Origin of the sequence: Polymorphobacter megasporae, from assembly GCF_018982885.2 — a bacterium.
In the GTDB taxonomy this organism is placed as follows: Bacteria; Pseudomonadota; Alphaproteobacteria; order Sphingomonadales; family Sphingomonadaceae; genus Polymorphobacter_B; species Polymorphobacter_B megasporae.
Window position 1 is genome coordinate 606,545 of the sequence record NZ_CP081849.1, and the last position, 15,661, is coordinate 622,205.

General features: G+C 63.9%; 10 protein-coding genes and 1 pseudogene. 7 read left to right on the plus strand and 4 right to left on the minus strand.

Translation table 11 applies throughout. The features are described from left to right. Window positions 1–64 precede the first annotated feature (64 nt). The 7 genes and pseudogenes from KTC28_RS21040 (at window position 65) to KTC28_RS21070 (ending at window position 8,356) form a co-directional block, all read left to right on the plus strand. Window positions 65–1,453 (plus strand): acyl-CoA thioesterase/bile acid-CoA:amino acid N-acyltransferase family protein, encoded by a 1,389-nt coding sequence (locus KTC28_RS21040; protein WP_216711596.1) that lies wholly within the window; start codon window positions 65–67, stop codon window positions 1,451–1,453. 163 nt (window positions 1,454–1,616) lie between these two features. Beyond that, on the plus strand, window positions 1,617–3,140 hold the full coding sequence (locus KTC28_RS21045; protein WP_223132324.1) for a M20/M25/M40 family metallo-hydrolase: 1,524 nt from the start codon (window positions 1,617–1,619) through the stop codon (window positions 3,138–3,140). A 330-nt stretch (window positions 3,141–3,470) separates the two neighbouring features. After that, on the plus strand, window positions 3,471–4,205 hold the full coding sequence (locus KTC28_RS21050) for a LytTR family DNA-binding domain-containing protein (protein WP_216711598.1): 735 nt from the start codon (window positions 3,471–3,473) through the stop codon (window positions 4,203–4,205). A 119-nt stretch (window positions 4,206–4,324) separates the two neighbouring features. Beyond that, entirely contained in the window at window positions 4,325–5,698 is a 1,374-nt protein-coding gene (locus KTC28_RS21055) for an acyl-CoA thioesterase/bile acid-CoA:amino acid N-acyltransferase family protein (protein ID WP_216711599.1), read from the plus strand. A gap of 117 nt (window positions 5,699–5,815) precedes the next feature. Then, window positions 5,816–6,258 (plus strand): annotated as a pseudogene (locus KTC28_RS21060) (IS110 family RNA-guided transposase); the annotation flags it as partial. Between the two features lie 885 nt (window positions 6,259–7,143). After that, window positions 7,144–7,368 carry a hypothetical protein gene (locus tag KTC28_RS21065; protein ID WP_216711601.1) on the plus strand — a complete coding sequence of 75 codons (225 nt, stop codon included), beginning with the start codon at window positions 7,144–7,146 and terminating at the stop codon, window positions 7,366–7,368. Beyond that, window positions 7,361–8,356, plus strand: coding sequence for a GGDEF domain-containing protein (locus KTC28_RS21070; RefSeq protein ID WP_216711602.1), 996 nt, complete (start codon window positions 7,361–7,363; stop codon window positions 8,354–8,356). Before KTC28_RS21065 ends, KTC28_RS21070 begins: the two co-directional genes overlap by 8 nt. Before the next feature lie 383 nt (window positions 8,357–8,739). Here the strand turns inward: KTC28_RS21070 and KTC28_RS21075 are convergent, their stop codons facing one another. From KTC28_RS21075 to KTC28_RS21090, 4 genes are all read right to left on the minus strand, one after another. Beyond that, window positions 8,740–9,696 carry an alpha/beta fold hydrolase gene (locus tag KTC28_RS21075; protein WP_216711603.1) on the minus strand — a complete coding sequence of 319 codons (957 nt, stop codon included), beginning with the start codon at window positions 9,694–9,696 and terminating at the stop codon, window positions 8,740–8,742. Window positions 9,697–9,779: 83 nt separating this feature from the next. Continuing rightward, entirely contained in the window at window positions 9,780–11,378 is a 1,599-nt protein-coding gene (locus tag KTC28_RS21080; RefSeq protein WP_223132325.1) for an amidase, read from the minus strand. Window positions 11,379–11,394: 16 nt separating this feature from the next. Next, the gene (locus KTC28_RS21085; RefSeq protein ID WP_216711504.1) at window positions 11,395–12,483 is read right to left on the minus strand and encodes an alpha/beta fold hydrolase; all 1,089 of its coding nucleotides are present in this window, start codon (window positions 12,481–12,483) and stop codon (window positions 11,395–11,397) included. 22 nt (window positions 12,484–12,505) lie between these two features. After that, complete coding sequence (locus KTC28_RS21090) at window positions 12,506–15,562, minus strand: TonB-dependent receptor domain-containing protein (protein ID WP_216711505.1); 3,057 nt, start codon at window positions 15,560–15,562, stop codon at window positions 12,506–12,508. Window positions 15,563–15,661 lie beyond the last annotated feature (99 nt).

Below are 15,661 nucleotides of genomic sequence, written 5' to 3' on the forward strand. Positions count from 1 at the left end.
AAGGCGGTCGGGAAGGCAGGGCGCGGTGAAGGCAATGTGAGATCCTCCCGGCAGGAGCTGCGACATGACCTCGCCAGCGTTAGTCGCCTTTGGGTTGAGCGTGCTCGCGTCGTCGGCTCAGCTGGTCGCTGCGCCAATGCTTGAGGTGTCACCGGCGGAGGGTCCAACCAACTCCCCACTGAGCGTGATCGTGCAAGGCGTACCTCCAGGCGCCCAAATCACAGTCACGACCGACCGCATCGGTGAGACTGGCGATACGTGGACAGCCTCGGCCGTGTTCACAGCGGACAGGCTCGGCATCGTCAACTCAGCGACAGCCCCATCAATCGGCGGCACCTATCGCGGCGTCAGCCCGCACGGCCTTTATTGCTCCGTTCTGCCCGAGAAAGGCGAAAGCCCCGAGACATTCGTTGCCGCGTTTTTTGCTCAGCCCAATCAGTCGACATCAATCATATCGCCCATGACTCGCTCGCCGATAACGGTAAGGGCTGCGATTGACGGCAAGGAAGTCGGCTCCGCCACAATCGGGCGCGGTTTCGCCATAGGAACGGACGGACAGGAGGTTTCGGGACTTTCTGGCTGGCGGGGCGTGTACTACCCGCCCACAGCAGGCGCTCCCGTCGGCGAGCCCGTCGTCGTGCTGACTGGCTCGGGGGGAGGTGTCGCCTCTTCAACCGCGGCTCTTCTCGCGAGCAATGGCCATCCAGCCCTCGCGCTGGGGATCTACAACTACAAGGACCTTCCGAAGGCCTTGCTGCATCGTCCGCTGGAACACATCCAAGCAGGCGCGGTCTGGCTTGCCCGCAAGTCCGGCACGCCAAGGGCGGCGGTCATGGGTATTTCGCGTGGGTCTGAAGCGGCCCAGCTCGCGGCGGCGTTCTTCCCCGAAGCTTTTTCAGGTGTGATTGCTGAAGTCCCCTCGCACCTTGTCGGGGGCGCGCTCGGGCCGGGTACCACGCCGGGTGACCCGGCCTGGAGTGTTGGGGGACGTCCCCTCCAGCCCTTTCCCGCCGAGATCGACCTCGCAAAGATCAATGAAGCTATCAAAACGCCGCCTGGATATCGAGGCTCGCCCGGCTTTCTGCCAATATGGAACGACCCCGCTGTCGAGGCTGCGAACGGCATCCCCTACGAACGGATCAAGGTGCCACTTCTGGTCTTGGCCGGCGGCTCGGATGATATCTGGCCCTCGAACGTCAGCGCGGAACACATTCGGCGTCGAATGGAAGCTCTCGGGGAAAGCGGCCAGGTGGAGATCCACATCTATCCCGACGCGGGCCACGGACTTGTTAACGTCGGGCGGGGCAACGCGCTGTCAAACCTCAGCTACAGTTCAAGCCTCAAAGGCTACATGTCGATCGGCGGAACGCCCAACGGGAATTGTGAGGCTTCGTTCGATGCCTTCAATGACATGCTCAAGTTTCTCAACGGAATTAGACATTCGCGCAAATGACGTTTGTCAGCAGGCTCGCCCCTTGGCGAATGTCCGCTCCCCTACATCCGACGTCCGGAAGCGGTCGGTCCGGTAACGGCCCCGACCATTTCCAATCCGCCAGCGATTGCGCGGGTCGAGGCGATCGCTCACAATCGGCCGTGGCGACAGAGGGAGCAGCTTTTTGACGCGATCATGCTGCTTGTTTGCCGCCGCCGTATCTCTGCTTGTCACCGGTTCGACCGCTGCGGCGGCGAATACCCCGCGCGATGCGGTGCGCAGCTGGCGCGTCGCCCACGACCACCAGATCCTTGCCGACTTCAGCGCCTTCCTCGCGATGCCCAATGTCGCGACGACGCTCGCCGACGTCGATGCCAACGCCCGCTACATCTCGCGCCAGCTCGAAGCACGGGGCTTCCGGACCGAGCTGCTGCGCGCGGCACCGGGGACGCCGGCGACGGTCTTTGCCGATCGGTCGACGCCCGGGGCCAGGCGGACGGTGCTATTCTATGCGCATTACGACGGCCAGCCGGTCGGTCAGAAGGGCTGGCTGTCGCCGCCGTTCACGCCGACGCTGCGGACCGCGCCCCCGGCAAGCGCGGTCGCCGATCCCACGGCGCCGCTCGACCCCGACGCGCGCCTCTTTGCCCGCGGGGCCGGCGACGACAAGGCCTCGATCATGGTGATGCTCGCCGCGCTCGATGCGCTGAAGGCCTCCGGCGTCTCCCCGACGGTTAACATCAAGCTGCTGTACGAAGGGGAGGAGGAGCAGGGTTCGCCGCACTTCGCCGCCATTGTGCGTGCCCACCGCAAGTCGTTGCGCAGCGACCTGCTCGTCATGGGTGACGGGCCGATGCATCAGTCGGGGCGGCAGGCGATCAACGGCGGCAACCGCGGCATCACCAGCTTTGTCGCCACGGCCTTTGGTCCGGCCAAGCCGCTCCACGACGGACACTACGGCAGTTGGGCGCCAAGCCCGGCGGTGATGGCCGCCGACCTCGTCATGCAGTTGCGCGACGATGACGGTCACATCAAGATCCCCGGCATCTACGACGACGTGACGCCGGTCAGCGTCGCGACCCGCGCCGCGATCGATGCGATGCCGCCGGTTGAGGCTGATCTTAAGAAGGCGTTGCTGCTCGGTCGTAATGTCGGGCCCGCGCGGCTGGCTGACGGCTACATGATCCCGACCCTTAACATCCGCGCGATCCACGCCGGAGACGACGGTCCCAATGCCGCCAATGCCATTGCCACCGAGGCGACGGTGTCGGTCGACTTTCGCCTCGCACCCGGCGAAACGCCAGCGCACGTCAAGACGCTGACTGAGGCCTATCTGGCGACGCGAGGCTGGACCATCATCCACGCTATGCCCGATGATGCGACGCGCCTCGCCCATCCAAAGGTGTTGCGCCTCGACTGGGAGGCAGGCGGCGCGGTAGCGACGATGACGCCGCTCGATACCCCCGCGGCGCTGGCCGTGGCGGCGTCGCTCGAGCGGACGACAGGCACGCCTGTGATCAAGCTGCCAATCGTCGGGGCAAGTTCGGGTTTCGCCGAGGTCGTCGATGCCTTGCACGCGCCGATGGTTGGGGTCAGCATCGCAAACTACGACGACAATCAGCACGCGCGGAACGAGAATTTGCGGCTCGGCAACCTGTGGGACGGAATCGAAGTCTACGCCGGGCTGCTGGCCGACCTCGACTGGTAGCGGCAGCTCCCCGCCGAACCTCCCACGCGAACGGCAGCTTACCTGCATTTGACATCTCGAAGCGGACAGGCAGCAATCGGCCGTGATTCCAAGGATTCATCGGACGCGGAAGTGAGACGAGTATAACGTTCCCCCCAGCCGGTGCATCACAGCCGCCTTGCTCAGAAAATAGGAGACCATTCAGCACCTAGAGCTCGAGCGCCTGATGATCACGCAGTCGACCGGAAAAGGGAGTTAGGTTAGACCGTTGTCATGGCGAAGAGTTTCTGGTCCTCAGCAAGACACCCGCTGCCACCTCCGAGCATACCTGCGCTATGGGGCAGCGGTACAATGCTCCTTTGGGCGCTTTACGCTTTCGTCTTCATTGAAACCTCCGGCGACACTATCGGCGCTGCCGCCTGGGACGCCGCCGCGAACGTGCTGCCTGTCGCCGTACTCGCCGCAGGGGTCCATTCACTGCTCAAGGCGCATGTCATGCCGTGCGTCGTTCCGGTACAAGTCGCCGCGCACGCCGGGTTAGCGATCGCCTTCGCAACGACATGGTACGCGCTCATCCTCGTCATGCTTGCCTTCTTCGGCGGCGTGCGCGGCCACGGCTTTGCGGTCTCAGGGCTCTCCGGACCGGCGTTCACGTGGCAGGTGTTCCAGGGCTTGGTGCTCTACGCGACGATCGCAGCCACATGTTACGCGACGCGCGGTGGGCGTGAGGCCGCAACGGTTACGATTGTCGCTGCGCCGCCGCTTGAGCGCTACCTGACCCGCACCGGCGACGAGATCGTGCCAATCAATGTCCGCGAGATCGTCAGCATCACGGGCGCACAGGACTACGCCGAAGTCGCGACGATCGGCGGCCGCCACCTCGTCCGCATGAGCTTGGCCGAGTTCGAGCGCCGCCTCGATCCTACGCGCTTCGTCCGTCTTCACCGCTCGACGATCGTCAACTTCGACCACTTTGCGCGGGCCGAACTCGCCGGCGGCGGGCCGATGCTCGCGCATATGGTGAACGGCGATGTTATCCAGGTCAGCCGCGCGGGAGCACAGACGCTGCGTGCGCTCATCGTATAGCGCGTCCGTTCGTTGCCGCAGCCGGCAGCCGAACGAGCTGAAGTGTCGATTGGCGGCTTTTCTGCCCGAGCGTGGAGATACCGCGTCACTCGTGCGACCTCACTTGCTGGAGGTCGCCCGTGCGTTTTGTCTTGATCCTGTCTTGTCTGCTTGCCGGAGCCGCGCATGCGGCTCCCCGATTGATTGTCCCGGCCGACCTTAGTGTCCCAGCGCCGTCCCCGGTGATTGTCTACGACGCGACACCGGGGGTGGCGGTGACAATCACCACCGAACGCCTCAACCGCGATGGGACGAAAGCGTACGTCGGCCGCGCGGAGTTCATCGCCGATCGCATGGGGCGGGTCGACACCGGCACGGCTGCGGCGCGCAGCGGTACGTACACTGGCGTAGACCCGCTGGGTTTGTTCTGGTCAGCCGCGGAGACCCCGTCGATAGGCAAGGATCTCGTGCGCGGTGAGGTCCGCGTAACCGCCACCGCAGAAGCGGCAACGACGACCGCTCTTACGCGGTCTGCACCTGATCCGGCGACTCTGCTGTCCTCGCGCGACACGCCGTTCCCCGGCGCAGTCTGGGTCCGTCCACGATCTGCAGTTCGGCACCCAGTCGTGATCGTTCTTGGCGGCTCCGAAGGCGGCAGCTCGACGGCGCGGGAATGCGCGCCGCTGTTCGCCGCGCGAGGCTATGCGACGCTGGGCCTGCCCTACTACGATCCCGGCTATGATCCCACCGACCGGATCGAAGGTCTCCCGCATACCTTCACCGATATTCCGGTTGACCGCCTCGCACAGGTCCGCGCCTGGCTCGCGACGCAGCCTGATGCCGACGCCAGTTCGATCGCGCTGTGGGGAGTGTCGAAAGGAGCCGAGTTCGCGCTCATTGCCGCCAGCCGCTTTGATTGGATACGCGCTGTCGTCGCGGTCGTGCCGACCGATGTCGTCTGGGAAGGCTGGGGTGCTTCCGGGCCGCCGACAGCGTCGTTTTCTTTCGATGCTAAGCCGCTCGCATTTCAGCCGTACGCCGGCATGGACGCCCAATTAGCCAAGGCGGCAAAGGGTGAGGTGATGGACCTGCGCCGTGTCCACCTTGCCGGGCGCGCAGCGTACCCCGATCGGCTCGCCGCCGCGCGGATCCCGATCGAGCGCTTCCATGGGGCGCTGCTGCTTGTCGCCGGTGGTGCCGACCAGATCTGGCCATCGGCTGAGATGGCTGTGAATATCGTGGCCGCGCGGCGTAGCGTGGGATTGCCGACCGAGTTGATCACCGCGGCGAGAGCTAACCACTTCCTCAGCTCGCCAGGAACCGAGCCCGTGGCAGACGCGATGACGCTCGGTGCCGACGGCTCGACGATCGCGCGCACGCGTGCCGCCGCCTGGAAGGCGACGTTTGACCTGCTGGAACGCGTTCTTCCGCACGAGGAGCTCGGTCACGCCCAAGCGCAAAACATCACATCGAAATCTAGTACGAAAATCGCTCGAGCTATGTCAGCTCTCTGAGCTTGTGGACGGTAAGCGGACAGGCGGCAACGGATGCGGTGAACGGCTCTCCTACCGACCTGCGGTATAAGTCGCGGGTTGAGCCGGAAGGAGAGCGATGATGACGAAGGCAATGCGGTGACGATCGGGCTGGATATCGCAAGGTCGGTGTTCCAGGTGAATGGGGTCGATGGGGCAGGGCAGGTAGTTGTTCGCCAGCGGCTGACGCGAGGTCGGATGCTGGGGTTATTCGAGCAGCTGGCACCGTGCTAATCGGAGACGAGGCGGGCAGCAGCTCGCACTATTGGGCGCGCGAGCTGATCGCGCGGGGACACGATGTGAAGCTGATGCCGGCGCAGTACGTGAAGCCGTACGTCAAGCGCGGCAAGAACGATGCGGCCGATGCCGAAGCGATCTGCGAGGCGGTGACGCGGCCGACGATGCGCTTCGTTGCAGTTAAGACACTGGAGCAGCAAAGCGTGATGATGCTCCACCGGGTGCGGCTGATGCTGAGCCGCCAGCGGAGGCAGGTATCGAACGCGATGCGGGCGCATCTGGCGGAGTTCGGCATTGTTGCCGCCATTTGGGCGCGGCGGCACCGAGCAGCTCCTGACGCTGCTGGCGGACCCGAACGATGCGCGCGTCCCGCTCGACGCCCGGCTGTGCCTTGAGATGCTGGCGGAGGACACAGGAATAGGCGCACGCACCGACGCGCCGACGAGGTAGGGAAGGGCGGACACGAGTTAATGCACCAAGCCGGTCGATACCGCCGGATCAGGAAAATCCATTGGGGCCGTGGCACATTCGAGTGCGAGTTACCGATCGGGACCTGAGACGCGCGAATGGCATTATAGCCCGTGGCCACACAATTAGGCCGCACTACAGGTCGAACACATGGCCGCACCGATCAACGAACGTGCTGAAGCTTAAGAAAGCCCTTGCCAACGGAGAGCCGTCCACACACGGCCCCTTTGATGTGCCACCTTGGGGGATCAGCCTTCTACTGTGTCGAATGAACTGCAGAACGACCAGCCCTCGTTCCAGATGCTGCACGCATCGGAAATGGCCGACCCTCGCTCGAATAACCGGCCATGACTCGTTACGTGGTGAGCTGATTTGCTCGATCGAAGGTCCGCTGCCAACGTTGGCCGCTCAAGAGCTATCAGATCCAGGCGGTTCTTTGGCTAGTCCGCTCCGTGCTTGACGTTGGCCAAGGGCGGACTCGCACTGATCCTTTATGCTACATTCGTGCGGCTCGACAGTCCGTCGTTGATCAGCAGATTTCTGGCAACTGGATTTCGACATGTATACGTCATTAGCGAGAACGGATCGCGCAGCACTCTGACAAATAGTGGCATTGAAATGAACAAATCAGCTAATCGTAAAACTTAACTGATGAGTAAGGATCATCATTGCTGGCGTGGTAATACGATGTCCTATACTAAGGAAGAATGTTAGTAGCCGAAATGGGTCTTGACAATTTTTCGGCAGACGATCCTGAATTGCCACCCGAATTGCGGGCCAGCGTTCAGCGGCATCAGAAGCATCTGGGCGTGCTTGTCGTCAGCCTGCGCGCCGCCGGAATCGACGAAGGAACGATCGAAGCCAGTGTGCGGCAGCTTGTCGAAAGCTATGGCGAAGAGCTGACCGTCGCCATGCGCGCTTTTGTCCTGGGACGGCCGAATGCTTGATTGGTTTTTACGCGACGAAGCCGGGCGCATTGCGGCCGTCGATCGCTTGGCGGTTCTGGACACTCCGCCCGAGGTGCCGTTTGAAAAAATCGTCGATCTGATTCGGACGATTTTGAACGTGCCGATGGCAACGGTCACGCTGGTCGATCGTGATCGCCAGTGGTTTCTGGCGCGTCGCGGCATTGCTGCGCAGGAGACGCCGCGAGCAATTTCATTCTGCACTCACACCATTCAGCAGCGCGATCCATTGCTCGTGCCCGACGCCCATCTCGATCCACGCTTTATGGACAATCCCCTTGTGCAAGGCGATCCGCGTATTCGCAGCTATGCCGGTGTGCCGCTGCGGACCGCGGAGGGATATAATGTCGGGGCTCTGTGCGCGATCGATACACGACCGCGAACCTTCAGTGACGCCGAGGTCAACATCCTGGTGAACTTCGCCAACATCGTGACCGATGAACTCGAACTGCGTTTGATCGCCCAGCGAGATCATTTGACCGGCGCTCTGACGCGGCGGGGATTTGTCGAGCAGGCTGCCAAGCAGTTCGCCGCTTACACGCGCCATGGTCGTCCCGGTGCGCTGATCATGCTCGACGTCGATCATTTCAAGACGGTGAACGACAGCCATGGACATGCGGCCGGTGATCAAGTGCTACGCCAGCTCGCCGAGCTCTGCAGCTCGGTCATGCGTCCGAACGATGCTTTTGGCCGGCTCGGCGGTGAGGAATTTGCACTGCTTCTCCCTGATGCAGCCCCAGCGGAAGCCTCTGCCGTTGCAGAGCGCTTTCGCGAAATGATCGAAGTGTATCCATTCGAAATTGGCGCGGGTCGGACATTGCAGGTCACGGTCAGCCTTGGCGTAGCCTCGCTCGACTTGTCGACCACGAGTGTCGATTGCTGGCTCGCTGCCGCAGACACCTTGCTCTATCGAGCGAAGCAAACTGGCCGTAATCGGTATTGTACCGATGCATTGGTCGAAAATGTTTAGGCGAGTATCGAGCCAACCGGCCTGATTCGAGTGCTACTGATTATCTAGCTCTCCCTCGGTCTTCGTCGTAGCTTCGCGAGCGCATCGCCGCTGTTTATGATTACGCACATCGGTATAGGCGGGGCAATAAAGTGATCGGATCTCGGTTTGAGAGAAATGCCGTTCTGCCGCCGAATATCCAGCTTTGGGTCATCGCCGCGCGCAGCGCGAGCTCGACGACGGTCGACTTTATACAGCCGGTTGCCCGAGTGCCGTCAGGCAGCAAGCGGGCCTGACACCCGCCAGGTGTCTAACGGGCTCGGCTCCCCATAACTATTGAACGGTATGATAAGTAATCAAGTAGCGACCGCGCACAGCGTATCGAGTTATCGCCTCGCTTGCAATCATTGTGACAGAAAGTCAGAAACACGCTTAAAGTATTCTTTCGGTTCTTCGTAAGAAGGTAGATGGCCACTATGCTCAAAGATACGCAGTTGAGCTCCCGGAATGGCATGGGCCATGCGCCAAGCTGTGATCGGGGCGACGTTCATATCGAAGCGGCCAGTTAAGATCAGCGTTGGCACTTTTATGTTATGCAGCTGCGAGGTGAGGTCGACGTCTTGCGTTGCGGCACTCACTTTCTCATTTATGCTGGCGTCGAGGCCCAAGTCGTGAAAACTCGCTAGATACTGGTCAGCCTTCTCGGGGCTGTAGAAGCACTCGCGAATATGCACGCGAAAGGCGCGGTCTTGGGATGTCCTGCCGTCTGGTATACTTTTGCGGTTGGTCGCTTCTTGATTCTCAAAGTCAGGAAAAACATCTGGTAGCGGATGGACTATGGCTTTCCAGCCGGGAAGTCCGTCGCTGACGATCAGGTGTTGAACATGGGTCGGATACGCAAGGGTGTAGGCCAGCACAATCAGGCCGCCGAACGAATCGCCCAGGAGATCGATTCTCTCTGCTCGGAGCGATATCCGCAGGGCTTCCAGATCGGCAACTTGCGCGTCCAACGTTTGCGGCGCGTTCATCGCCACTCGCGTCGAGCGGCCATTGCCGCGCTGGTCGTAGAACACGACCTTTCGATGTTTCGACAATCGCGTCCAGAGATCGTTCCGAACCATGTAGGCGTGGGTCAACCCGGGTCCGCCATTGACCGCAACCACGGGGGGCAACGTGAGATTGTTACCTTCCGTTTCATAGGCAAGGTCGACGGCGGGCGTATGAACCATGCCAGCCACTGTGGTTTGCGCGGCGGCCGTGTTAGAGCAACCGATCAGCAGCATCGATACGACTGGGGTACGCCAGAATACAATCAGCGTCCGCGCGGAAATACGCCAAGTCAAACATGAAAATCGCAGCATCTTTTCACCTTTGCAGTCCGGTCATGCTCGTTTCAGCAGGTGGTGGATTGCGTTTAGACTCGCCAAGGGAGATTAAAGTCCAACTACATCTCGCTCGCCGCTCGATTTAATGCCTTGATGCCGTAATCGATCGTCGACAGATAGCGCGGCGGGCGGCGTGCCTGCGCGGCCTGCTCATAGGCATAGCCGTAGCGGAGCAGTGCGGCGTCGCTCCACGCCGTCCCGATGAACGAGAGCCCAACCGGCAGGCCGTTCGCCAGCCCCATCGGCACGGTCAGATGCGGATAGCCCGCGACCGCTGGCGGCGACCCTGCGCCGCCGCCGGCGAAGTGATCGCCAAGCACCGGATCGATCAGCCACGCCGGCCCGAGCGTCGGCGCGACGAGGACCGAAACCTTGTTGTCGGCGAGCAATTTGTCGATCCCCTCGGGCCCCGCGAGGCGGTGCGCCTCGGCCTCGGCCTTGAGGTAGGCGGGGTCGGCGAGGCCCTTGGTCTGCTCGGCGATCTCGAACAATTCCTGCCCGAACAGCGGCATTTCGGTCGCGGCGTGCGCGGTGTTGAAGGCGATCAGGTCGGCGAGCGTCCGGCTCGGCACGTCGGCAGCCTTGGTCGAGGCGAGGTAGGTCGCGATGTCGGCCTTTAGCTCGGTCATCAGCACGATCTGCTCGAGGCGGCCGATCTCGCCGTCCTTGTCGTGCGGCGGCTTGGCGATCTCGACGAGCACCGCCCCCGCCTGTTTCAGCTTCGCCAGCGCCGCGTCGAAGGCGACATCGGTCGCCGGGTGGAAGCCCGCGGCGTAGCGCAACACGCCGACGCGGACGCCCTTGAGCGCGTCGGGGCGCAGCCCGCTCGCGAAGTCGGTGCCGATCGCGTCGGCGCGCGCAGTGGCGGGGTCGGCGGGATCGCTCCCCGCCATCGCACCGAACAGCAAGGCCGTGTCGGTGACGCTCCGCGCCATCGGACCGGGCGTGTCCTGGCTGTGGCTGATCGGGACGACATAGGTCCGCGAGATCGCGCCGACGGTCGGCTTTAATCCCACCAGCCCGTTGATCGCCGCCGGGCACGTGACCGAGCCGTCGGTCTCGGTCCCGACCGCGGCGGCGGCGAGGCTCGCGGCGCCGGCCGCGCCCGATCCCGCGCTCGATCCGCAGGTGTTGCGGTCGAAGGCGTAGGGGTTGCGCGCCTGCCCGCCGACCGCGCTCCACCCGCTGATCGAGTGCGTCGAGCGGATGTTGGCCCATTCGGACAGGTTGGTCTTGCCGAGGATGATCGCTCCGCTCGCGCGCAACTTCGCCACCAGCGGCGCGTCGCGACCCGGCATGTTCTTCGCCAGCGCGAGCGACCCCGCGGTCGTCGGCATCGGGTCGGCGCTCTCGATGTTGTCCTTGATCAGGATCGGCACCCCGGCGAGCGGACCCTGCGGCTTGCCCGATCGCCGCGCCGCGTCGGCGGCCTGCGCCTGGCTCGCGGCGAGCGGGTTGAGCGCGATGACGGCGTGCAGCTTAGGATTGAGCGCGGCGATCCGCGCGCGGTACAGCCGGACGAGCTCGACCGAGGTGACCTTGCCCGCGGCGAGGTCGGCCTTGATCTGGACGATCGACTTCTCGGCGACGTCGTACGCCGCGGCGGGCAGGGCGGCGGCGAGCATGACGCCGCCGGCGATGAGCGAGTGCAATTTCATAGCGGCTCTCCGGGACTCACTTGGCGGCGAGGAAAGCCGCAATCTTGTCGTTGAGGAATTTTCCATCGGCGGGGTTGCTCGCCGCGCCGGCGGTATGGCCCCATAGTGACGGGATCGGCATCAGGGTGACGTGCGGGATGAACTGCGCCTCGTAGTGCGCGTCACCGACCGGGAAATACATGTCGGTTTCGGACGGCATGTACAGCAACGGCACTTTGATTGAGGCCAGCGCGCGCTTGGTGTCGCCGTTGAAGCCCGGGGTCGTCCCGACGTCGTGCTTTTCCCACGTCCGCATCTGGAGGATCAGGTCGTTGGCGTCGGCCCCTGGGATGAAGTCCTGATGGAAACCCTCGTAGACGTCGTCAAAGGTCGTGCCGGGCTTCGAATACGACCGCCACAGCTCGTCGCGCCACCACTGTGGCGAGAATAGCCACGCCGCCCAGACCGCGCCGAACGCCTTGAGCCCCGCGCGCGGCTGTTCCTTATAGTCACCCTTGGCGAACACCGGGTCGGTCTCGATCGCGGCGATTTCGCTGCGCAGCCGGACGATGCCGGCCGGCCATGCCCTCGCGGTCGCCGAGGTGACGACGATGCGGTCGGCGAAGTCGGGATGGCTGACCGCCCACTGGAACGCCTGCTCGCCGCCCATCGAAAAGCCGATCACCGCGCGGAGGTGGGCGAGGTGGAAGGTCTCGCCGAGCAGGCGGTGGACTGCCTCGACGTTGTCGCGGATCGTGGCGACCGGGAAGTGCGGGCCGTGGAACGGCTCGGGGGTGTTGCTCGGCGACGATGACTTGCCGTTGCCGAAAAGCTCGGTCGCGACGATGAAATACTTCGCCGGGTCGAGCGCCTTGTCGGACCCGATCAGCCATTCGTAGCCGTGCGCATCGGCCATGTAGTGCGACGGCAGCAGGATGGCGTTGTCGCGCGCGGCGTTGAGCGTGCCGTAGGTCGCGTACATCACCCGCGCCTCAGGCAGAATTGCGCCGTTCTCAAGCTTGAAGTCGTGGATGACGAAGGCGCGGCGGTCGCCGTCCTTCGCCGCCGCAGCGCCGGGGGGAAGCGCTGCGGCGACGAAGAGGAATGCGATGAGGGCCCTGATCATGCCCCCCTCCAAGTACCGCGGATCACACCTTGACCTTGATTTTGAACGCAAAGAATTGCCCCAGATAGTCGTATGACCCGAGTGCGGCGTTCGAACTGAGCGAGATCGCATAAGCGGGCGGGGCGGTGTTGAAGACGTTGTTGACGACCAGCTGCGCGGTGACGTTCTTGGTGATGTCGTAGCCGAGCGAGCCGTTGAACACGGTGTACGCCTTTGCCGTCAGGATCTCCTGCGACTTCGCCGGCAGCGTCACGTCGGACGAGCCGCTGCTCAGGTGCCGCGCTTGAAGATAGACGTTGAACGGCCCGCGCGTATAGCGCCCCGACACGTTCAAACGCACCTTCGGATCGCCGATATTGCCGCGCGTCGGCGTCGTCACGCCTAGGATCGTGAAGTCGTGGCGGTTGGTGTAGAAGCCGTTGATATCGAACGTCAGCGTGCCGTAGTCGTTGCCTTCGGGCATGCCCAGCCAGCGGATCACCGGCAGGCTGCCGACGCCGAAGGTGTAGGTCATGTCGAGTTGTGCGCCGTTGAACCCCTGCGCGCCGGCGTTGACCAGCGGCGTGCTGAAGCTCGTGACCTGTCCGCCCGCGTCGCGCTGAAACAGGTTGCAGAAGCTATTGGGGAAGCTCGACGTGTCGTAGCACGCGTTCATCACCTGCGTCAGCGACAGGCTGGTGATCGGGTCCTTCAACTGGATATCGATCCAGTCGAGCGCGAGCGTCAGCCCGGGCATGAAGCGCGGGCGGGTGACGAAGCCCGCGGTCCACGCATCGGCGCGCTCGTTGAGCAGTTTCGGATTGCCGCCGGTCGTGCCGAGGACCGAGGCGTTGACGACGTTCGACTTGAACGTCGCAAGATTGGCCCCGAGCGTCTTGAACACCGCGGCGCAGTTCGCCTGCCGCTCGGGCTTGCTGCTGATGAAGTTCGGATCGCACGGGTCCTGCGCGAACGACTGGGTGTTGGTCGTCGGCAGGAACAGCTCGCCGATCGAGGGTGCGCGGACCGAGTGGGTGAAGTTGCCGCGGAACTCGATATCGCGGATCGGCGAGAACTTGCCGCCGATCGTGTAGACGTTCGACACCCCGGCGTAGCTGTTGTCTATCCGGCGGAACGAGCCGTCGATTTCGGCCGAATGGATGAACTTCCAGCCCATGTCGGGCGAGACGACCGGGATGTTGACCTCGGTGTAGACCTCACGCGACTTGTAGCTGCCCGCGACGTCGCTCGTGGCGGCGGCCCGCCCGAGACCCGCGGCGGCGAACGCGTCGACGTTGTAGCTGCCGCCCTCCTCGCGATATTCGAAGCCCGCCGCCAGCTGCACCGGTCCGGCCCAGATATCGAACGGCGAGCCGTTGGCATTGATCTGGAAATCGCGCTGCGTGAGGATCGACACCGCGAGGTCCTGCGCGGTGACATAGGCGCGCGCGGCGGCGCTCGGCGCACCCGCACCGAACAGGTTGAGCGGCTGGCAGCCGGTAACCGAGGTCGGCTGGCCGCCACCGCCCGCGGGCACCGCCGGCGGGGTGAGCGTCACGGCGCAGACGATGCGTCCGGTCGCGGGGTCCTTGACGACGTCGATCGCGTTTAGAAAATTCGTCTCGTTGATGTCGTAGTAGGTCAACCGGCTTTCGGAATGGCCGTAGTTGAACGCGGTATCCCAGTTGATCTTGCGCCCGCCGAGCTCGAAGTCGCCCTTGATCCCGGCGACGACGCGGTACGTCGTCGAATCGTTGGTCGTCGACTGCGGCGAGATATCGAGGTTGGCGCGCGAGACGTAGAAGGTGCTTGCGCCTGCAGCGTTGAGCACCGCCGCCGCCTGCGGGCTGAGGAAGGGATTGTCGGTGGTGAACTTGATCGGCGCCGCGCCCTTTTGCCCGGCGAAGAACGCCGACTGGTACGATGGCTGCGCCGCACCGAGTATCGCGGTCGACTGGGCGAACTCGGTCTCGAAATACGCTTTGACATGATCGGTGACGTCGTAATGCCCGATCGAGCCGATCAGCAGGCGGTGGTTCGGCGCGACGAACTGCGACTGGCCGGCGAGGTTGTCGGCGTCGCCGCCCGATCCGAACACCAGCCCGTTGTTCTGGATGCCGAGGTTGACCGGCTGGAGCGTCCCGTCGGGGGCGAAGGCGACGACCTGCCCGGCGGCATTGTGGATCGCGTTCGGGTACGCAGGGCTCCCTGAGTTGGCGAGTCCGGCATTGATCGCCGGAATGCCGCCGGGGAAGATGCTCGGTACTGTCGCGTTGGCGACGTAGCACGCGTTGAAGCCGCGCGCGGTGCACGCGTCGGACGGCTGGAAGGTCGCGTACGGCAGGAAGTTCGGGCGGTTGAGGTAGGTCAGCCCGTCCTGGTTCTGATACTCGATCGTCGCGGTGATGTTGCCGCGGTCGTCGGCGAAGTTGCTCCCGGCGAGGCCGCGGACGACGTACGACGTGCCGTCGCCGTAGCGCGTGACGCCGTCCTGCGCCTCGACCTGGAGCCCCTGGAATTTGTCCTTGAGGATGACGTTGACCGTCCCCGCGATCGCGTCGGCGCCATAGATTGGCGCGCCGCCGACCGACAGCACCTCGATATGGTCGATCAGCCCGACCGGGATGGTGTTGAGGTCGACCTCCTGCCCCGGAGGCGCGCCGCCGAAGGTGCCCCCGACCGTCGGCGCATTGCCCGAGACGAAGCGCCGTCCGTTGACGAGGACCAATGTCCGCTGCGCGCCGAGATTGTACAGGTTGACGAATTGCTGGCCGATGTTGGTCGCCGACTGCTGCCCGGTGTTGTTCGACCCCGGGGTGCCGAACGCCGACAGCTCGTTGAGCGCGTCGGCGGCGTTCAGGAACGCGCGGTCGTCGAGCAGCTTGCCGCTAATCGTCTGCGCGGGCTGGAGCGTATCGAAGCCCGCGCGCGGGATGCGCGAGCCCGTCACGACGATATCCCCAACCGCAGCGCCGGTATCGTCGGCCGCCGCGACCGTCGTCGAAGTCGCCGTCTGGGCGAGCGCAGGGGCACCCAGCACGGCGAGGGCGATACCCGCCGAGGCTAGAAGCCGTGAATGCACTATCTTTGATCGAGCCATCGTCGTCCCCTTCGTCAAATCCTCCGTCCCGGACGGTTCCGGGCGGCCCGCTCTCCCAAGGACGGGTCCTTCCGCTGGCGCTGCGATTATGCTCGTCCG